We start from the raw sequence: 19,691 nt of genomic DNA, 5'->3' as shown, positions 1-19,691 counted from the left end.
TTTGGCAACCTTCTCAATGCCCTTCTCAATACCTTTCTCAATACCTTGCTCAATACCCTTCTCAATACCAGCTTTCTCACCTTCTTCAAAGGCTGTATCAAATACATTTTTCACTTCTAAATACTGGACTAAACTCTTCTTATATTGTTCATACTGCTCCACATTTAAGTGAGATATTTCCGCTATTTCAAACCCTTTCTGAAATATTGGTTCATTTAATATCACGGGTATATGATTAAAACTTTCTAAGTTCTTCAAAAAATACAGCCATTTATCAAAATGCGTTATTAATTCATTTTCTTGTTTATTAAATAATGGCATTTGTAAAAATTTAAAGTTTAACTTATCAAAGAAAATATCACCATCTTGATCTTTTAGACATACATCGCGCCTAAATTTAGATGTTGTATTTTCGTCATACTCGAAATCTAAAATGGCGATAAAATAGACGGGTAGTAAAAAGAAATTCCAATCGCCTTTTTCTGATTGTTCACGAATGGGGAATGTGGAATAAAATAAGGCTCTATCTTTGAAATGCTTGATTTTTGCTTTTTGCATTTCCACGATAAACTTATCACCAGTTTTACTTTCGCAATAAATATCAAATATGGCTTTACGTTCTGCTATGGTATCAGCTAGATTTTCTGGATTTTTAAAGGTTAATTGTTGAATTTGATGATGTATTGGTAGAAGTTGGTTGAGAAAATCCATGAGTAGATCTTTACTGCCTTCTTCTCCGAACAGTTTCTTAAAACCGAAATCTGTATAAGGATTAAAGTATTTTGCGGACATAACTACTCCTCCAAGATTATTTTAATGAAATACTCGCTGAATAACTATGTATTTAGAAAACTCTGTCTAATATTTCCTGAATCAGAACATTAGTATCTAGAACTAGCTTCATGAAATTATCTCAAAAATTTCCTCATCGGTATAACCTGTTTGATTCTTTGCCATCAAATAAGAACGCAAGGCGCGGAATTTGTGGGTAAAGATATAATTATTTATTGTACAGTATCTATCAAGCCTCGGATTACTGATTACGAAGCAAATCCAGATCATGTAATGACATCAGAAGAAATCAAAGCTTCAATATAATCGCTTTTATATGCCAAGAAACATAAATTATTTATTTAAACAGATATTTTTATCTTGATCAAAATCGCTACAATAGCTACCACAGCTAGATTTATTCCCAGTTAATTTTGAAAATTTAGGCAATTAGGATAGCTATTGCTATTTACCTTCCGCCTATTGCACTAAAATTAGTAGACACCTAGCTGAGTTGTACAAACTTTTGAAATTAGGAGTGCATACGTGCCAACACTTGCTAAATACTTGCTGGTTGGATCAGTTGAAGCTTACAGTGGCAAATCTGCAACAGTTTTAGGTTTGTCTCATCAGCTAAAACAAAAAGGTTTGGACATTGCTTATGGCAAACCTTTGGGTAATTTTGTCAAGACATCTGCGGGAACAGTAGTTGAAGAAGATGTCCAGTTCATTACTCATAACCTTAACCTGCCAGACAACCGCATTGCTCCCACCTTATTATCTTTGGATGAAATTACCGTCCAGAAACGCTTACAGGGAGAAGATACAACCAACTATCAAGAGTTACTAGTACAAAAGTATTCACAAATACCAAAGAGTAATTTGGTAATCTTAGAAGGGCCTGCTAACTTATCAGAAGGAAATTTATTTGGATTATCCTTACTGGAATTAGCAGAAAAATTAGATGCTCCTGTACTGTTAATTAGCCGTTATCAATCACTAACTTCTGTTGAGGCGTTATTATTTGCTAAACAGCAATTAGGCAAACGGTTAATGGGTGTGGTAATTAATGAAGTACCTCACGAAAAATTAGAGTTAGTTCACACACTCTTACGCCCATTCCTAGAAAAACAGGGAATTTCCGTCCTCGCAACATTGCCCAAAAGCGATGTCCTCCGCAGTGTGAGTGTAGGAGAATTAGTCAAGCAGTTAAACGCGGAAGTTCTTTGTCGGAGCGATCGCCTAGATTTATTAGTTGAAAGTCTGGCAATTGGGGCAATGAACGTCAACTCCGCCGTCAAATACTTCCGCAAACGTCAGAACATGGCAGTAGTGACAGGAGGCGATCGCGTTGAAATTCAACAAGCAGCCTTAGAAACATCTACTCAATGCCTCATCCTGACTGGACAACTACCACCCCCTGCCTTTATCCTCAACCGCGCTGAAGAGTTAGAAATCCCGATTTTATCCGTGGATTTAGACACTCTCACCACAGTAGAAATCATCGATCGCACCTTTGGTCAAGTTCGTGTTCATGAACCAATTAAAATAGAGTGCATTCGCTCTCTTATGTCTGAGCATTTTGATATTGACCGTTTATTATCCCAATTGGGACTTAATCCAGCGGCAGCAGTATCATAAACTACCCAGATTCCTTTGATTTATTAGAATCAGCAGCGTAAATCCTCTTAATTACTCCTCGATTGGTTTATTTAGTGGGATTTGTTCTGGCAATGCTTCCCCAACTGGTTTAACTTCCTCAATGGTCATATCAGACTTTTCGGCTGCTTCTGCGGCTAATAACTCTGATGTCACTGGATTTGGGGAACTTATTTCTGGTGCATCTGCCGTTTCGCTAGTTTCTTCTATGGCAATAACCACCTCAGTTTGAATGATCTCGACTACAGTTTCGGTTTCTCCTGTGATAAATGACTCGGAAATCACCACCTCAGTTTGAGTGATCTCTACCACAGTTTCCGGTGCTGTTGGCGGAATTACCTGTTCTTCCTCCATAAAAGTGGGTGGAGTTGGTGCTACTTCTACCACTTCCAAAATAGGAGATTGAGAAAAAGTATCCGCTGATAAACTTTCAGTTGTAATTGCTGGGGTAGCAGTTACCGACTGATCTGGTAATACTGACGGTGGCGTTGCTTCAGTTGGAGTTGTTTGTAAAATCTCTTCAGCAGTTTTGATCACAGGCTTTTTGTTCACAGTCTGCTGTATCTTCGCTTTAGCACCACCAAATACACCAGCAACGAAGCTTGATAACTGTCCAAATTTCTCTTTCACAGAAAACTTTGACATTTGCGATTGGAAACTAATCTTAATTAGCTCAGGACTGGGGAGAGGAGTTTGTTGTCCTGCGGGAGCAAGTTGTCGCCGTAATGAGAGAGTTTGCCAGCCAAACCATACCAACAGTGCCACACTAGCTACATGACCTAGTAACAGCCCCCCAGTAATTCGAGATGCAAAAATCCATAACACTAAAGCGTAGAATAGCCCAACACCACTCCAGATAAAATCATTCTTGCGATGGATTTCTGGAAAAAAGAAGGCTGATAGATAAATGGCGAGACTGCCAAAACCGATTACCAACGCTAGAAGATAAGCCAGCATTTTTTAATCCTCCTTACTATTTAATTCGAGAAAGGGAACAGGGGGTAGGGGAGTAGGGGGAGTAGGGGAAGTAGGGGAGTAGGGGAAGTAGGGGAAGTAGGGGAGTAGGGGGAGTAGGGGAGAAATTTCTTCCTTCTTCCTTCTTCCTTCTTCCTTCTTCCTTCTTCCTTCTGAACTCCTGATAGCGAAGCGTGGCGTTAGCCATACTCCTGAACTCCTGCTATATGTATTTTAATTTTGCAAAATTTGGGACTAAATTGTGGACTTCAATACAAATTAAAATTAATTCATTGATGTGAGTGATGATTTCTTAAATTTTAGAAAAACTCTTAATATCTTCTTTAGGAGTGAAGCGAAAATCTCGGACTACCCTTAAAGAGAAAGGATCTGCAAGAGAAAGAGCCAAACCCAAACAAAAGATTTAAACTGAACTATGACACTACAAAGCTTTGGTGTGATTGGATTAGCAGTTATGGGCGAAAATATCGCACTTAACGTAGAAAGAAATGGCTTCCCAATTGCAGTTTACAACCGCTCTCGTGAAAAAACCGATGCCTTCATGGCGCACCGCGCCCCAGGACGGAACGTTAGAGCCGCTTTTAGCCTCGAACAATTTGTCGCCTCATTGGAACGTCCCCGCAAAATTTTGGTGATGGTACAAGCTGGTAAGCCTGTTGATGCGGTAATTCAACAGCTTAAACCTTTGCTACAAGAAGGTGATATCATTATTGACGGTGGTAACTCTTGGTTTGAAGATACCGAAAGACGCACTCAAGAATTAGAACCCATCGGTTTACGCTATATCGGTATGGGTGTGAGTGGTGGTGAAGAAGGAGCTTTAAATGGACCTTCTCTCATGCCCGGTGGCACAAGAAGCTCCTACGAGTACCTATCCCCCATTTTCAACAAAATCGCGGCTCAAGTTGATGATGGTCCCTGTGTAACCTACATTGGTCCTGGTGGTTCTGGACACTATGTAAAAATGGTTCACAACGGTATTGAGTACGGCGATATGCAGTTAATTGCAGAAGCCTACGATCTGCTGAAAAATGTGGCTGGTTTAAGTCCAGCACAACTCCATGAAGTCTTTGCTCAATGGAATACAACTGACGAACTCAATTCATTTTTGATTGAGATTACCGCGAATATTTTCCCCTACGTAGATCCTGATACCAAGATTCCCCTCGTTGATTTGATTGTTGACGCAGCCGGTCAAAAGGGAACTGGTCGTTGGACTGTACAAACTGCTTTAGAATTGGGTGTAGCTATTCCGACAATTACAGCAGCGGTAAATGCTCGAATTCTCTCTTCAATTCGAGATGAACGGATTGCTGCTTCTAAGGTCATCACCGGACCAAATGCTAAGTATGGTGGTGATATTGCCGCTTTTGTGAACATGGTGCGTGATGCTCTTTATTGTTCCAAAATCTGTTCTTATGCTCAAGGTATGGCGCTGTTATCTACAGCTTCTAAAACCTACAATTGGGAATTAAATCTGGGCGAAATGGCGCGGATTTGGAAAGGTGGTTGTATTATTCGCGCTGGTTTCTTGAATAAGATTAAGAAAGCATTTGACGAAAATCCCGCTTTACCTAACTTGTTGTTAGCGCCTGAATTTAAGCAAACAATTCTGGATAGACAAGCTGCTTGGCGTGAAGTAATTGTCACTGCTGCTAAATTGGGTATTCCTGTTCCAGCTTTCAGTGCTTCTTTAGATTACTTCGATAGTTACCGCCGCGATCGCTTGCCACAAAACTTAACTCAAGCACAACGGGACTACTTCGGCGCTCACACCTACAAACGAACTGACAAAGAAGGATCTTTCCACACTGAGTGGGTTCCTATTGCTGAAGCTCAGAAGTAAAACACTTCTAGTTAAACTTTCAAGTTAATTCTTGCCATTTATTTCGGCAAAATTGCCTATAGGGGCGGGGAAACCCCGCCCTTAATTGTGAGATTAAGAATCAAGATTTAAGGTGGATAGTCCAAAAAATTGGCGTTGGTGAATGAAGGTATGATTTTTATCACGCAGAGGCGCAGAGTCACGGAGAGTAAGAGTTTGAGAAATAGAATGTTTGATTTTCATACCTCAATATGGCTATCGCCACGCAGGCTATCAGCAACGTCAAAAATTCTACATAACACCTGGATATAAACGATATCTGAATTTAAAATTTTTATTGTTATTCTCTGGATGTTATATTATAGTATCTTCAAAATGTTTGTGATTGCTTCACCATCGGTAAGGTTGCTTTTAACTCATGATGAAAGAGTTCTTAGAAAGATATGAAAAAGCAATGAATCTTGATAATCAAGAGTACAATAGCTATTTCATCGAGTGCAAGGATCGGGCAGATTTTTTATTATTTGATAGTCAAATTGTTTGTGAAATAAAAGAATTTTCGAGTATCGAAATTAAGGAGAAAGTAGAAAAACTGGCTCTTAAAGTTCCCATCTCTGATCAAAACTTTAAGCGTGACTTTTATAACAGTATTAATAAAGTATTGAGAGATGCAAATAATCAGATAAAGGACAGTAAAGAAGTTCTCAATTATCCTGATGCTCTGGGACTAGTTATTCTAGAAAATCTGATACAGAGCGACTTATCTGTTTTGTCTCTAATAGATGCGTCCAACAGAAAAATGCTAGGTGGTTTGGAACACATTGACGGTGTGCTGTGTTTAGATATAGTCAACAACTTCTCAGATTCTGATGATAAACCTGTTAGACTATCGCAACTTGTTATACGAGATACGGAGAAATCTATCAAACTAAGCGAGTTGTTACAAAAGCTAATGAATGACTTTTGTGATCATTCAGATATACCATTCAAAGATGGATTCGTTATTAAGGAAGGAGAACAGATTTGGCAAACAAATCAAAACGGTAAGTACCTCGCTTATAAAGCTAAGTGTGATTTGATAACTCCCACTAGTGAAATTAAACTTAACTGGAAGAAACAACTAGCAAACTTTCTGGATAAGTGGTGGTGGGTTATTCCTTTCCCAGTTATTTTATATGACTGGTTTATACGTTAATGCGATCGCCGATCTTGTAAAATGCGTAAATGAAATGTAACGCACCTTATTTTTGTTATACCACTTATCGCTATTTGGCATGAGTTGAAAAAGCGATCGCATATTTATTTACAGCTTATACTGAGAGAGCTTTTTTACAACTTGTCCGACTTTTCAAACACCCTCTAAGAGTCAATGATAACTTTAAATATTATACGAACACGTAAATGCTGAACCTTTTTGAAACAAATAAAGTATTTTGATATGAGATACTAGTGTGTTAATTTTGACAAATAAGCCAGGGATTTCCTTCATGCAGAAAGTGTGATAGAAAAAAGAATACCCGAAATCCGATAAAAAGGTTTTAGGGAAACAAAACAATGTCATGGTTCTATTGTCTTCTCTTCTTTACATGATAGTTGGTAATGGTTGGGTGAGATAATGTGAACAGATACAGGGTTTTTGGGCTGCAATTTAGCATTATTAATGGTGGGTATTGTTGGGTTTCCTTGTGTCAACCCAAACTACAAATTACTACTTTTTAATACCTTTAATAAATGCTGTTCTTGCATCAATAATGTGAGGCATCAAAACACAACTTATCAATAAATCTATATCTAAATCTGGCAATAATTCACTTTGATTAATTTGCTCATAATTATCATTTTTAAGATGATATAAATACAATTGATTATTTTCCCAAAACCAGACTTCGGTAATATTAAACCTTTTATATTTTTCTAGTTTGTCAATACTGCCACTGGTAATATTAATTTCAATTGCTAAATCTGGATTTTCTTTTCTTTCTCCGATGTAATAAGATTCATCAGGTTCAAAGGAAGCATTCTTTTCTTTTGCGCGACGAGTAGCACTACCTACTGGAATAAAGTTTATCCCTTTTTCAAAAAGATATGCTTCTATCAAAATAGCGATAATTTTTTTGATATTTTCGTGTTCTTCACCAAGTGTCATAAATTCGATGTACCCATCAAGATAAGTTATCCGCAAATTTCCTGCGTCTGCGGTTAAGGTTTTTATTATTTCAAATTCCTTCCAGGTGTAATAACCAGGTAGAAGAAATCGCTGTTCGGAAATTGTGGTAGTTTTGTCTAGGATTTGGAGAGTCATAGTAATTTTATGGTTATGACTTTAATCTTGATTATAACTCATGGTCGGGTGATAATTCTCAGGTGAGGTGAATCTTTCCAGGTGTATCTGTCATGCGGCGAACTGCTTGCAGCAGCGCTAGTTCCCTCCGGGACGCACTCGCGTTCGCTATCGCTCTACTAATCCCTAGTAATGGTTGAGTGAGATCATGTAAACAGATATAGGCTTTTCGGGTTGTAATAAGTGCGTTATTAATGATGGGTTATATTACTGTTAACTCATCTTCAAGAACTTTTTAAGGTGAAATCCAGTTGTCTAATTTTAGCTCGGAAATTCGGCTATAATGACGAGTGTTGTTAGTGACTAAAATATAGTTTCTAGTTATTGCCACACTAGCAATTAATAAATCAAAATCTGCTACTGGTTGTCCTATTTTTCTAAGTTCTGCTTTTAATTCTCCAAATTTTTTGACAGCATTATTATCTAAATGTATAACTTCAATATCTTGGATAAATTTTTCTGCACGAGTTAAATTTTCTGCTACTTTTTGAGAATTGTAAGCACCAAAATACAATTCAGCAACGGTGATGTTGCAAATAGAAATTTGCTCCCATCCTATTTGTTGAATTTTCTCTCTGACGGAATTAATGTTTTTAATCCAGTAAATGCAGGTGTCAGTATCTAATAAATAAGTCATAAGCTAATATCGTAATTAGAAATAGTCCGGCTATCATAAATCTCTTTGACTATTTCTGCTGCTGTGCGTTCATCTTCCCAAGCACTATGTTTTTCTAGAAATGTATCTAGTGGATGTGATTTTTGTTTTTGGGTAGATGAGAAAGTTATCTCATTTTCTATGAGTTGACTTTCTGGTTTTGGATAACGTTTTTTAAGTAATTGAATAAAATCAAGTAGTAAGATTTGCGCTTCTTCTGTTAAGGTGTCAATATCTTGAGATATTTCTGCAATTTTTATTACCATGATTAACTCCTCAATTGAGTAAATTTTTTCGGTATACTCCTATTATAAACTACACCCCAAAGATCCCCGAGTTCTTTTCAAAATTTCTCTATCATATCCAATGTCATGGGTTCAACGCAGATTAAAAGACTATCCACAGAAAGTCCATTTCGTGCTGATATAGGTACTTCAACTACCGCAGGTGAAATGCGGGGGTTATTCAGTTTTGCGGAAGTAAAAGGTAAAACTGTGACTTTGCTGCGTTCGTTGTTAAACAAAGTCCCAGAAATTATCAGTGCTGGACGAGTTTTTTGAATTTCTGTACCTACGGATGGGTTAAATGTTACTATCCAGATGCTTCCCATTCGGTAATCGCTATGTTTTGCCATTCACTTTCCCAACCTAATTCTAATTCATCAACCAAAGCGCAAGCTGCGGCTAGTGCTTCATTTTGTTTTTGTTCTTGCCATTGTTTCAAGAGACTTTCAATTAACGCACTACGGTTATCAACTTTTTGGTCAATGTAATTTAGTAGTTCATCTGGCAATGAAATTGAGATTTTAGCCATATCCTACCTACAGTCATACTATAAGTAGTATAGCCTAATTTGATATTTTTAGTCTAGTAGTTTGTAAATATAGGATTGGATTTAGTGCGGGTGATAATTCTCAGGTGAAGTGAATGTTTCCAGGTGTATTTGTGATGGTTTTATTGTCTTCTCTTATTTACACGATAGCTGCGATCGCCGTACACATGGCTTGTGATGATTGGGTGAGATGATGTGAATAGATACAGGGTTTTTGGGTTGTAATAAGTGCGTTATTAATGGTGGGGTATGTTCCCAAAATCATTAAATATTATTAAATTTTCGTTGTTATTAATTGATTTGCCATATCATAATACGCTGTATACTAAAAAAGCTAAACAACAGAAAAATAATTATGAAATTTCAAATAACTCCAGAAAATACCCAAAATAAATGTGCTTTATTGGAATATTTTAGGGAATTAGGAAATGAAAAACTTTCTGAAATTAAAAGAGAAGTCGATAATGAAGAATATCAAAAAAGCACTAAAAAATATCAAAAAGGTACTAAAAAGTATGACAAAAATACTAAAAAATATAAAGAAAAAATTACTAGTGATATCAATACAGCAATAAATACAATCAAGAAGGATTTTTTCGATGAAATTATTAAAGCTGCAATTCAAGATAATTGGGATGATCAAGATAAATTGTCCTCACTTCTTTTCACTACTTATTGCACTCATGTAGTAATGCTTGATTTACGTCATGAAGTGTGGCCTTATGAATATATGGCATTTTCTCGACGAATTGGTGAACTTTGGGAGGAGTTTGTTAAGTTACCATTTTTGTACCCGCCAAAAGCAGCGGACTTAACCTCTTTTGAACCAAAAACTTTTTCTCAAGTCAGAGAAAATATCAAAAGCGATACGGAAAAACACATTAATATCTTACCGATTTCTCAAGAACAAAAAATTAAACTCATCAATGATTTTGAAAACCTGTGGTTAGTTATTGATTCTGGAAAAATTAGTCTTAAATTAGATTTTCATGCTATTATTAGAAAAAAAAGATTCAATATAGATTTTAAAAGTGGATTTGGCTCAAATGAAAAAGGAAATACTAACCGACTACTTATGGTACCAACTATTTATTCTAAATTATTAGAAGATGAATATAGTAATATTTTGCTCGTTCGTGCTAAAGAAGAGTTGAATAATAATTACTTTAAACAGTTAAAACAATCTGGGGTTTGGAATGCGTATTGTGGTGATGAAGCTTATGAAAAAATTGGTGATTTTACAACTTTTGATATCCAAACCTGGATAAATTCAAATATTGATTGGCAAAATGATTTATTAAGTACAACAGTAAGTGATTTTCAGAAATGTAATTTAATGGGATATCTACAATGGTAAGAGAAACAAGATATAGAGATAAATACCAAACTTATTTTACATCAGATCAAGCTTTATCTTCATATATGGTTTCACTATTGAGACTAGAAGTGAATGATAAACTACTTGAACCCTGTGCAGGAGAAGGACATCTTTTAGCAGCAGCACTTGATATTAATAAAGATATATCATCTGTCGCTTATGAGTTACATCCTGAACACGCAAAAAATCTCAAATTAAAGTTTAGTAACTTAAAGAATGTAGAAATAAGAGAAAGGGATACTATATTTTGTCCAGATTTAGACCTTTGTGAGTCTTTTGATCACAAATTTACAAAGATTTTGGGCAATCCTCCCTATGGAGGTTGGCAAGAATATGAGCGTCGTACAGAATTAAAAAGAAAATATCCGGGATTTTATATTAAAGAGACATATACTGTTTTTTTGCTACGTTGTCTCAAATTACTTGCACAAAAAGGAAGACTTGTATTTATTATTCCTGACACTTTTTTGTATCTTCACAGTTATATTACTATTAGACGTTATATTCTCGAAGAATTTACAATTGAAAGTATAGATGTCTTTCGTTCATCTCTATTTCCTGGTATTTCATTTGGTTATGCTGGTCTTTGTATTATTTCTATATGTGCTGAAAAACCGAAATACAACCATTCTTTTTCTGTAAAATTTGTTGACTCTTTAGGAGATTTTACAGAATCCCCAAATATGGAATCTAATGGTAATAATATCATTCAGAAAGATATTTTTGATAATGAATCTCTATCCATTTCTATATCGGCTAATGAATCAGTTTTTAATAAATTGTCAAATAATATAATTAAAATGGCTGATATTGCTGACTGTGTGACAGGTTTCTACTCAGGAAATGATAGAGTTTTTCTGCGGAAAGCATCTGTTTTAGTCAAAGGTTCTGCTGATTATTTAGTCGTTAATTCTAGTTCTATTGAAACTAAACCTTCTACATTAAAAAATCCTTTAAATGGAATAGAAGGATCAAAACATTTTATTCCTATTCTAAAAGGCGGTGGTTATAATTTTATGAAACCAACTCAATGGTATGTAGATTGGAGTCAGGATGCAGTTGAACATTATAAAACAAATAAAAAATCAAGATTTCAAAACTCATCCTACTATTTTAAAACAGGAATTGGCTTTCCTATGGTGACATCTAAACGTCCTACGGCTGCATTAATTGAGGAAAGTCTTTTTGATCAATCTATAGTAGGAATTTTTCCTAAATCTTCAGTTGATTTATATTTTCTATTAGCTTATTGTAACTCGCCAGTATTTTGGGTTTGCTTAAAAGATATTAATCCATCTGCAAATAATTCTGCTAGGTATATTTTAAAAACTCCTGTAATTTTACCAGATGAGGATACTCTAAAATATATCTCTTTGAAAACTCAAGAATTACTAGTAGAACTCAAACAAGGTAATAAACAAGTATTATGTGAAATTCTACAACAAGAAATTATTGATTCTATTATGAAATACGTTCATAAGCAGGTATCTCATAAACTAGTAGATACATCTGTTATCAATCTCCTTTCACCGTTCTAAAATTATAGAATGTGTTTGTCTTGTTGTCACATAAAAACTAGCCTAATTTGATATTTACCAGGTAGAAGAAATCGCTGTTCGGAAATTGCGGTAGTTTTGTCTAGGATTTGGAGAGTCATAGTAATTTTATGGTTATGACTTTAATCTTGATTATAACTCATGGTCGGGTGATAATTCTCAGGTGAGGTGAATGTTTCGGTGGTGTATCTGTGATGGTTCTATTGTCTTCTCTTATTTACATGATAGTTGGTGATGGTTGGGTGAGATGATGTGAACAGATACAGGGTTTTCGGGTTGTAATTTAGTGTTATTAATAGTTTGTATTGTTGAGTTTCCTTGCGTCAACCCAACCTAATTACTCATATTTCTAAATCCTCATCTAATATTGTTTCAATATCTCTTGCACCATGAATAACTCGCAAAATATCAATTTCTGATTCAGTGATACGATAAAAAATGAGATATTTTCTAAATCCTTTAATTGATTGTTGTCGAATATCTGCTAAATTGGGATGGGAAAATTGACAGAGTTTTCCCATTGCTGGAGTTTTAGCTAATTGTTTAAATGTTGTTTCTGCTGCTATTAAAAACCGGTCGGAAACGTCTAAACTGTCTTCTGCTATGTAGGTAGCTAAATCTATCAAGTCGCGGATAACTTGAGGTCTTTTTTTAATTGCAAACATCATGGCTAAATTGCACTTTGACGTTTGTTAGTTTTTTCACGAACTGCTTGACGAATATCTTCCCAATCTTGTGCAGTCATTTCTGTTGCATTTCCTGAGTTTAATCCTTCTAAAAGCATGGTTTGTAATCGTTCGTTTGCTCTGTGTTTTTGGTCTTGTCGCACTAATTCTCGAAAATATTCACTGACGCTGCTGTAACCACCTTGCGCTACCTGTTCTTCTATATAATCGCGCATGGTGTCAGGTAAGGAAATATTCATACTTTTCATAATGTGATTTCAGTGAATCTTCTTTTCTATAGTATGGCAGTTTCTGTCATTTTCTGCCATGATAACAGTGATGATGATTTGTAAAGTATTGTAAATATTAATCAATGAGTTTTCAAAATCACCAAATTTAGTTTCAACCTAACCTACTTGCTAATGATGAGTTAAAATAAAAATATTGTCTACTCAAATGGGAAGATTTATGGAGAACTTACTACCTCAAAACATTTTACAATTAACTACTGCCGAAAGAATCCAATTAGTCCAAGATATTTGGGATAGTATCACTGTAGATGCTGATAATGTAACTATTAGTGATGCTCAAAAACAGGAATTGGAGAGACGTTTAGAACTTTATTATCAAAATCCTCATCAAGTTTCTAGTTGGGAGGAAGTGAAACAAAAATTTAATCGTTAGTTAATATATGACTTACAAAATTTTCATTACACCAGAAGCAGAACTTGATTTAGAGGATGCTTATAATTGGTATGAACAGCATACTGTTGGATTAGATTCTGAATTTATTCGTGTTGTTGATGCTAGTTTTTCAACTATTCAACGTAATCCTTTTGCTTGTCCAATTGTTCATGAACAAGTTAGAAAAAAGTTAATTCGGAAGTTTCCCTATGGATTGCTTTACATTATTATAGATGAAACAATTTCTATTATTGGTTGTTTTCATGTTAAACGTGATCCGCAACAATGGGAAAGGCGTTTATAAGATTTAATTCATGTGATAATTCGCTCCAGTAATCCCTTGTAATAGTTGACTGAGATAATGTAAACAGATACATGGTAAGGTTTTCGGACTGCGAACTGCTTGCAGCAGCGCTTCGCTATCGCTCCAGTAATCCCTAGTGATGATTAGATGAGATAATGTGAACAAATACAGGATTTTTGGGTTGTAATAAGTGCGTTATTAATGATGGGTTATGTTATTGTTAACTCATCTTCAAGAACTTTTTTAAGGTGAAATCCAGTTGTCTAATTTTAGCTCTGAAATTCGGCTATAATGACGAGTGTTGTTAGTGACTAAAATATAGTTTCTAGTTGTTGCCACACTAGCAATTAATAAATCGAAATCTGCTACTGGTTGTCCTATTTTTCTAAGTTCTGCTTTTAATTCTCCAAACTTTTTGACAGCATTATTATCTAAATTTATAACTTCAATATCTTGAATGAATTTTTATGCACGAGTTAAATTTTCTGCTACTTTTTGAGAATTGTAAGCACCAAAATACAATTCAGCAACGGTGATGTTGCAAATAGAAATTTGCTCCCATCCTATTTGTTGAATTTTATCTCTGACGGAATTAATGTTTTTAATCCAGTAAATGCAGGTGTCAGTATCTAATAAATAAGTCATAAGCTAATATCGTAGTTAGAAATAGTTCGGCTATCATAAATCTCTTTGACTATTTCTGCTGCTGTGCGTTCATCTTCCCAAGCACCATAATCCCTAGTAATGCTTGAGTGAGATAATGTAAACAGATACAGGGTTTTTATAGACTAATTCGCCATCATTTGATATAATGTAGAACGACAATCACATTATGATAAGAACCATGTCACAAACTGGATTAAATCTATTCATTCCGATGGAGTTATTGATTAACTCTTTAAATGCGCTAAGTTTATCAGAAAAACGAAAGATTTCACAACTTCTTAATGAAGCGATCGCTGATGCTGAAGAGGAAAATTGGCAAGAAGATGAAGAAACTAAAAAAGAAATTCAATTAGTCCGTGATGAATATGCGAATGGTAGTTATAGTAAATTTAGTAATATCAAAGAACAGTTAAAACAAGGAGCTATTAAAAGAGCAGAACGTGATTTAGGATTAGTTGAAGAGTGGTTTAATTTGGAAGAGGAAGCGTGTTAAGTAAGGGAAAAATAATCTATCCCCAGCGTGGTGAAATCTACTTGGTTAATTTTGATCCAACTATCGGTTCAGAAATCAGAAAAACACGACCAGCTTTAATTTTACAAAATGACGTTTCTAATCAATATAGTCCTGTAACTATTGTAGCTGCTCTTACTTCTCAGTTTACAGAACCTTTGTATCCTACTGAAGTGATAATTAAAGTACCAGAAGGAGGTTTACAGGTTGATTCTGTTGCGCTTCTTAATCAAATTCGTTCTATTGATAAACAACGATTAATTAAACGGTTGGGTGTTCTGGAATCAGTCACAATGGAACAGGTAGATAGAGCAATTCAGATTAGTCTAGGTTTAGTGAATTTAACATAAATGAATATTTCCAGGTGTATCTGTGATGGTTCTATTGTCTTCTCTTATTTACATGATCGCCCTAAATATCCCTAGTAATACTTGAGTGAGATAACGTAAACAGATACAGGGTAAGGTTTTCAGGTGCGAACTGCTTGCAGCAGCGCTAGTTCCCTCCGGGACGCTTCGCGAACGCTATCGCTCTAAACATCCCTGGTAATGCTTGAGTGAGATAATGTCAACAGATACAGGGTAAGGTTTTCGGACTGCGAACTGCTTGCAGCAGCGCTAGTTCCCTCCGGGACGCACTCGCGTTCGCTATCGCCCTAAACATCCCTAGTAATAGTTGAGTGAGATAATGTGAACAGATACAGGGTAAGGTTTTTGGACTGCGAATCGCCCCACTAATTCCCAGTAATAGTTGAGTAAAATAATGTAAACGCCATCAACTCACCCGCACTGGCGGTAGTTTCCCCACGCTTCCAGGCGAAAGAATCACGCTGAGAATTACTGCGTAACATGATCGGTTCTAACATCGCCGCAGCACGGACTACAATTATCCTATAACTTTAAAAGCGGTTATTTAGTTTAATAAAATTCTCGCCCTGGGGTCGGGAACTCTAAATTGTGATCAAGCCTAATTCTCGCTCATTCACGTTTTGAAGGCCGTATCCAACTCTTTGCTCCAAGGAGTACCCAAGGCTCACATATCCATAGTATCTAAGATTTACAGGTTTGTCAAGTCTTTAAAATAAATATTTCAAATTTCCGTAACTCTAAGTTATATACTCATCTTTAACGCATCTGTCTTATGACATAATTAATACTGAAATTTTTAACATGATTAACCCTACTACCTATGATAGTCTTTGCATAGTTTTTTCTGAATCACACCTTTCAACGTATTTGAATGCGACCAATGAAGATAAGCTAGAAGCATTGAAACTATATACACTGAATATGAGTTTATCAGAATCTCTATATTCATTCCTCTGCGTATTTGAAATAGCTTTACGAAATCGTATTAGTAATGTAGTTGTTAAAGAATTTGGGGATAATTGGTTTGAGGAAAAAGCAGGTAAGTGGTTAAATGGAAAAGCTGCAACGGAATGGCACGACAAAAATGGTAATACTCAAAGAGCAAGATTATTAAAACAGATAGACACAGCAAAGGAAGAAATTAACAAGCAGAATAAAAAAATTAATAACCCAATGTACCATAAAATAGTTACATCAGATACTTTAACTCCAGAGCTAAACTTCGGGTTTTGGACAGAAATTATGGGATCTGACTATGACAGAATTATATGGCATATTGTTTCTCCTCGTTATATTCATGAAGTTTTTCCAAATGCTCCTGAAAAACACAATTTTATGCGCGACATGAAACGAATAAGAAGAATTTTAAACGAAATAAGGATTATACGTAACCGTGTATTTCATCATGAACCTGTTTTTAATACTAGAAACTTATCATTTGATGAATTACTGACAACCTACGAAAATGCTAAGAAATTACTAGGTTGGTTAAGTGAAGACGCTTTATGTTTTTTTGAAGAAAATAATCAATTTGAGAAATTGGTAAATTCAATACCATCTAGCATGAGATCACTATCATAATATAATACCCCCATCCAATCAAACATTCAAATGGGAGTAATATCTCTTAATGCACCAACACGATCACAGCGAACTGCTTGCAGCAGCGCTAGTTCCCTCCGGGACGCTTCGCGAACGCTATCGCTCTACTAATCCCTAGTAATGGTTGAGTGAGATGATGTGAACAGATACTGTACTTACTAATTTAAACCTACAAAATCTAAATACTTATTTCTTCGTAATTTAAAATTATTTTAATGACAATATTTTCAAATTCTTTATTAATTTCTGCAATTTTTGGTAAATCCTTCTCTGGCAATTTTCTAAACTTATGAACTATTAAACTTCTAACAGCGTACAAAGCTAAAGCCAAGCTATCTTTTTTCTCACTATTAAATGCTACAAGTAAGTCATTACAATAAAGAAGTAGATTGGTTTTAGTATTTCCATCAAAATGTTTTTCTAAAGTAGCTATTAATTTAGATATTCTTTCTTTTTCACTAGAAATAGATGCTATTGATTCCTTAAGTTCATATATATTTTTATCTGTATTGTTCTGGAAATTATTGATTATATCTGAAAAACTTTTTTCAAAAATTATCTCTATAATTAGTTCAATTACTTGGTAAAGAAGATAAAACCGAACCAAAGGATGTTCCTCTGTTTTTAACAAACTTTTGAAAAGTCTATGTAGATAAACTTCTCCTTGTAAATAGGATGAATTTCTCTGAAGTATCAATCTAGTATCACCAGGAGATTGAAAATTAGCTCTACTATTAATTTCTTTAAAATTATCAATAGGTTGACAGTAGTAATAACTATATGAATATAAAGAAGTAAGGTAATTATCAATATGAAAATTATCAAGTTTTTGAATTTGAGTATTAGATAAAACTAATATTATTATATCATCTCCGTAAAATTCTGTTAATCTATAACTGTCTATAGTTTGGAGATATGGAGTAAAAGTTTCGTACTGTTCTCGATTTATTAGTAATTTGAGAAATGCAACATACGCATATTTTAAAAAATGAGAATTACTTACATATTTATGTTCATTAGATACAAGAGATTGAATAGGAAACATCCAACCAACTCTCTCATTAATGTCTTTTTCATAAGCCTGAAAAATGTTATTTTCACTATTTAAAATCCATGACTTAAATATGAACAATGAGTAATCTTCAGGTTTATAATCATTGTAGGCAGTTAAAACATAATCAATATAGACCTTAGTGCCACTTGAATCAGAAAGCTCAAAGTGATATTCATCATCATTAAAAGTTGATGTAACTTCTGTTAACAAATATGTTGTATTTGAAACTTCATCTATAATTTTGAGAGACATATAAAAACTTTACTCATTTAATTTGTATCTTTTGTAACTAGATTCTATTGATTCATCTATTAATAAAAATGAGTCACTTGCAGAGCTAAATAATTCTCTAAACAAGTAATAAAAATACATTCTTTGAGAGTTGCCTATTTTTTTGGCAGTTTTACTGATTTCATCTAATTTTCTAATTAACTCGTCAAGAAAGTTGTAGTCATCTTTGCTAGGTTTAATATCTGCAATACCTCTATTTATATCATCAAATGAATTAATGAGATTTTTATCTTTCAAAAAACCTACGGCAGCACCAAAACCTGTCATTACTTGTGATTTAGAAAATATTTTATCTACGCTAGAACCAAACGGCTTACCCGATAATATAATTTCTTCATTATTAAAATTCCAATCACCTGCTAATTCATGTATTTTTTTAACCAAATTATTATATGTTATGAGGTAATTTTGAAATAGATCATTATCTTGATTTTCTAGAGCAAGCTTTTCTAAACTTTTTATACTTTCAAGCAAGTCTCTTCTATCCAAACTAGACTCGTCCCTAAGAATATAAGAAGTGAAACCATCTATTACATCATTAAATCTGTATTCGCCAATTTGATGCGGAGTTTCTTCCTCAACTTCTCTAAGTAATCTTATTCCTCCAGGAATATTTTCATCGAGATAATTTGAATAAAGTATTTCTATTTGATGCCTCACCGACATAGGTGATTGACCCGTATTAAGTGTCAGCATTCTGTACAATATACCTATTTTGTTAAGACCTAAATAAATTTCAAATCTTAACTTATGATCATAAAAATTTCTTTTATTTTCATCATTTTCAAAGTCCAACTCTTTTTCTACATCGAGTAAAGTGTATGTTCTTTGTAATCCATCAATAATGATTAATTTATTTTTATGGTTATTTATATAATTGAGAGATTCATTATCATCTTCATAATTAATTTCTATATTTTCATTACCGAGTGCTAAAACTAGGGGAGGTATAGTACATCCTACTTTCAAATCTTTCTTGAGTAGGTTATATATTGACGAATATGATCTTAATCTTTTTCTTTGTAAAGGATTATTTTGAAGAATAATTTTAGCTATTTCTAAATATTCAGAAATAGAAATTTCTGTCAGAATATTGTATGCTTTTATTCTGTTATCGAAGATTTGAGAAAGTATTTTCATGAAAATTAACAGCAATAAATTTTATAGTCTTATAATAGTCTTAAATTAATGGATCAAGACAAAACTAAATGTAAAGAAAAATAAAGTAAAATTCTTTACCATACACTCAACCGCAAATGTACACTCTAAAAATATAAGATATTGCGTACATCTGCGGTTAAAAATCCTTAATGCACCAACTCAATAGCCCCCCATCCAATCAAACATTCAAATGGGGGTAATAGCTCTTAATGCACCAACACGATCACAGCGAACTGCTTGCAGCAGCGCTTCGCTATCGCTCCACTAATCCCAGGGGAAACGCATCTAAATTATCTTGACAGAATACTATATTAGTGCATCAATATGGGAAAATATCTAACTTCATTCAAAATCTGATAAATTCCTTTATTAAAATTATAAAAATTTCATAAAT

General features: G+C 34.4%; 23 protein-coding genes and 1 pseudogene. 10 read left to right on the top strand and 14 right to left on the bottom strand.

Annotation, left to right across the window (positions count from 1 at the left end; translation table 11 throughout):
• Window positions 1–792, bottom strand: a 792-nt coding sequence (locus FJR09_RS04910; RefSeq protein ID WP_168654031.1) for an Rpn family recombination-promoting nuclease/putative transposase, incomplete at its 3' end; no start/stop codon positions are given.
• 525 nt (window positions 793–1,317) lie between these two features.
• On the opposite strand from FJR09_RS04910, the gene FJR09_RS04905 reads away from it, so the two are divergent.
• The gene (locus FJR09_RS04905; RefSeq protein ID WP_015079792.1) at window positions 1,318–2,412 is read left to right on the top strand and encodes a phosphotransacetylase family protein; all 1,095 of its coding nucleotides are present in this window, start codon (window positions 1,318–1,320) and stop codon (window positions 2,410–2,412) included.
• A gap of 51 nt (window positions 2,413–2,463) precedes the next feature.
• On the opposite strand, the gene FJR09_RS26075 is transcribed toward FJR09_RS04905, so the two are convergent.
• Both FJR09_RS26075 and FJR09_RS04895 read right to left on the bottom strand, forming a co-directional pair.
• Window positions 2,464–3,387, bottom strand: a complete 924-nt coding sequence (locus FJR09_RS26075) for a Ycf66 family protein (protein ID WP_015079791.1) — start codon at window positions 3,385–3,387, stop codon at window positions 2,464–2,466.
• Between the two features lie 16 nt (window positions 3,388–3,403).
• Window positions 3,404–3,592: a hypothetical protein gene (locus tag FJR09_RS04895; protein ID WP_015079790.1), complete on the bottom strand. Its 189-nt coding sequence runs from the start codon at window positions 3,590–3,592 to the stop codon at window positions 3,404–3,406.
• A 228-nt stretch (window positions 3,593–3,820) separates the two neighbouring features.
• Between FJR09_RS04895 and gndA the strand changes: the two genes are divergently transcribed.
• Window positions 3,821–5,251, top strand: coding sequence for an NADP-dependent phosphogluconate dehydrogenase (gene gndA / locus FJR09_RS04890; RefSeq protein ID WP_015079789.1), 1,431 nt, complete (start codon window positions 3,821–3,823; stop codon window positions 5,249–5,251).
• 93 nt (window positions 5,252–5,344) lie between these two features.
• Here gndA and FJR09_RS25765 read toward each other — a convergent pair whose 3' ends face one another.
• The gene (locus FJR09_RS25765) at window positions 5,345–5,473 is read right to left on the bottom strand and encodes a hypothetical protein (RefSeq protein ID WP_256370240.1); all 129 of its coding nucleotides are present in this window, start codon (window positions 5,471–5,473) and stop codon (window positions 5,345–5,347) included.
• A 175-nt stretch (window positions 5,474–5,648) separates the two neighbouring features.
• On the opposite strand from FJR09_RS25765, the gene FJR09_RS04885 reads away from it, so the two are divergent.
• The gene (locus tag FJR09_RS04885) at window positions 5,649–6,425 is read left to right on the top strand and encodes a hypothetical protein (RefSeq protein ID WP_168652319.1); all 777 of its coding nucleotides are present in this window, start codon (window positions 5,649–5,651) and stop codon (window positions 6,423–6,425) included.
• Between the two features lie 513 nt (window positions 6,426–6,938).
• On the opposite strand, the gene FJR09_RS04880 is transcribed toward FJR09_RS04885, so the two are convergent.
• The 5 genes from FJR09_RS04880 to FJR09_RS04860 form a co-directional block, all read right to left on the bottom strand.
• Window positions 6,939–7,532 carry a Uma2 family endonuclease gene (locus FJR09_RS04880; protein WP_015079787.1) on the bottom strand — a complete coding sequence of 198 codons (594 nt, stop codon included), beginning with the start codon at window positions 7,530–7,532 and terminating at the stop codon, window positions 6,939–6,941.
• A gap of 274 nt (window positions 7,533–7,806) precedes the next feature.
• Window positions 7,807–8,208, bottom strand: coding sequence for a type II toxin-antitoxin system VapC family toxin (locus FJR09_RS04875; protein WP_015079786.1), 402 nt, complete (start codon window positions 8,206–8,208; stop codon window positions 7,807–7,809).
• Window positions 8,205–8,492 (bottom strand): hypothetical protein, encoded by a 288-nt coding sequence (locus FJR09_RS04870; protein ID WP_015079785.1) that lies wholly within the window; start codon window positions 8,490–8,492, stop codon window positions 8,205–8,207. The genes FJR09_RS04875 and FJR09_RS04870 overlap by 4 nt, the downstream gene beginning before the upstream one ends.
• Before the next feature lie 77 nt (window positions 8,493–8,569).
• Complete coding sequence (locus FJR09_RS04865; RefSeq protein WP_168652545.1) at window positions 8,570–8,836, bottom strand: type II toxin-antitoxin system PemK/MazF family toxin; 267 nt, start codon at window positions 8,834–8,836, stop codon at window positions 8,570–8,572.
• Window positions 8,818–9,039, bottom strand: coding sequence for a ribbon-helix-helix domain-containing protein (locus FJR09_RS04860; RefSeq protein WP_028085305.1), 222 nt, complete (start codon window positions 9,037–9,039; stop codon window positions 8,818–8,820). The genes FJR09_RS04865 and FJR09_RS04860 overlap by 19 nt, the downstream gene beginning before the upstream one ends.
• 373 nt (window positions 9,040–9,412) lie before the next feature.
• On the opposite strand from FJR09_RS04860, the gene FJR09_RS04855 reads away from it, so the two are divergent.
• The gene (locus tag FJR09_RS04855) at window positions 9,413–10,414 is read left to right on the top strand and encodes a hypothetical protein (protein ID WP_168652542.1); all 1,002 of its coding nucleotides are present in this window, start codon (window positions 9,413–9,415) and stop codon (window positions 10,412–10,414) included.
• Window positions 10,408–11,973, top strand: coding sequence for an Eco57I restriction-modification methylase domain-containing protein (locus FJR09_RS04850; protein WP_168652543.1), 1,566 nt, complete (start codon window positions 10,408–10,410; stop codon window positions 11,971–11,973). The genes FJR09_RS04855 and FJR09_RS04850 overlap by 7 nt, the downstream gene beginning before the upstream one ends.
• Before the next feature lie 359 nt (window positions 11,974–12,332).
• Here the strand turns inward: FJR09_RS04850 and FJR09_RS04845 are convergent, their stop codons facing one another.
• Window positions 12,333–12,659, bottom strand: coding sequence for a type II toxin-antitoxin system RelE/ParE family toxin (locus tag FJR09_RS04845; RefSeq protein WP_015079782.1), 327 nt, complete (start codon window positions 12,657–12,659; stop codon window positions 12,333–12,335).
• A gap of 2 nt (window positions 12,660–12,661) precedes the next feature.
• A complete protein-coding gene (locus FJR09_RS04840; RefSeq protein WP_015079781.1) occupies window positions 12,662–12,925 on the bottom strand; it encodes a type II toxin-antitoxin system ParD family antitoxin in 264 nt (87 codons plus the stop codon).
• Between the two features lie 175 nt (window positions 12,926–13,100).
• Here FJR09_RS04840 and FJR09_RS04835 point away from each other — a divergent pair, with 175 nt between their 5' ends.
• Both FJR09_RS04835 and FJR09_RS04830 read left to right on the top strand, forming a co-directional pair.
• Window positions 13,101–13,340 carry an addiction module protein gene (locus tag FJR09_RS04835; RefSeq protein WP_371260394.1) on the top strand — a complete coding sequence of 80 codons (240 nt, stop codon included), beginning with the start codon at window positions 13,101–13,103 and terminating at the stop codon, window positions 13,338–13,340.
• 7 nt (window positions 13,341–13,347) lie between these two features.
• Complete coding sequence (locus FJR09_RS04830; RefSeq protein ID WP_015079779.1) at window positions 13,348–13,644, top strand: type II toxin-antitoxin system RelE/ParE family toxin; 297 nt, start codon at window positions 13,348–13,350, stop codon at window positions 13,642–13,644.
• 243 nt (window positions 13,645–13,887) lie between these two features.
• On the opposite strand, the pseudogene FJR09_RS26070 reads toward FJR09_RS04830, so the two are convergent.
• Window positions 13,888–14,289, bottom strand: a pseudogene (locus tag FJR09_RS26070) (type II toxin-antitoxin system VapC family toxin).
• 187 nt (window positions 14,290–14,476) lie between these two features.
• Here FJR09_RS26070 and FJR09_RS04820 point away from each other — a divergent pair.
• From FJR09_RS04820 to FJR09_RS04810, 3 genes are all read left to right on the top strand, one after another.
• A complete protein-coding gene (locus FJR09_RS04820) occupies window positions 14,477–14,803 on the top strand; it encodes a hypothetical protein (protein WP_015079778.1) in 327 nt (108 codons plus the stop codon).
• On the top strand, window positions 14,797–15,171 hold the full coding sequence (locus tag FJR09_RS04815; RefSeq protein WP_015079777.1) for a type II toxin-antitoxin system PemK/MazF family toxin: 375 nt from the start codon (window positions 14,797–14,799) through the stop codon (window positions 15,169–15,171). The genes FJR09_RS04820 and FJR09_RS04815 overlap by 7 nt, the downstream gene beginning before the upstream one ends.
• An 819-nt stretch (window positions 15,172–15,990) precedes the next feature.
• A complete protein-coding gene (locus FJR09_RS04810) occupies window positions 15,991–16,770 on the top strand; it encodes an Abi family protein (RefSeq protein ID WP_015079776.1) in 780 nt (259 codons plus the stop codon).
• Between the two features lie 199 nt (window positions 16,771–16,969).
• Here the strand turns inward: FJR09_RS04810 and FJR09_RS04805 are convergent, their stop codons facing one another.
• Together FJR09_RS04805 and FJR09_RS04800 are read right to left on the bottom strand one after the other, a co-directional pair.
• Window positions 16,970–18,097 (bottom strand): hypothetical protein, encoded by a 1,128-nt coding sequence (locus FJR09_RS04805; RefSeq protein WP_015079775.1) that lies wholly within the window; start codon window positions 18,095–18,097, stop codon window positions 16,970–16,972.
• Window positions 18,098–18,106: 9 nt separating this feature from the next.
• Window positions 18,107–19,276: a hypothetical protein gene (locus tag FJR09_RS04800; protein WP_168652544.1), complete on the bottom strand. Its 1,170-nt coding sequence runs from the start codon at window positions 19,274–19,276 to the stop codon at window positions 18,107–18,109.
• Window positions 19,277–19,691 lie beyond the last annotated feature (415 nt).

The sequence above is a fragment of the Dolichospermum sp. UHCC 0406 genome, assembly GCF_009712025.1.
GTDB classification, from domain to species: domain Bacteria; phylum Cyanobacteriota; class Cyanobacteriia; order Cyanobacteriales; family Nostocaceae; genus Dolichospermum; species Dolichospermum lemmermannii.
This window is presented reverse-complemented; position numbering and strand designations above follow the sequence as displayed.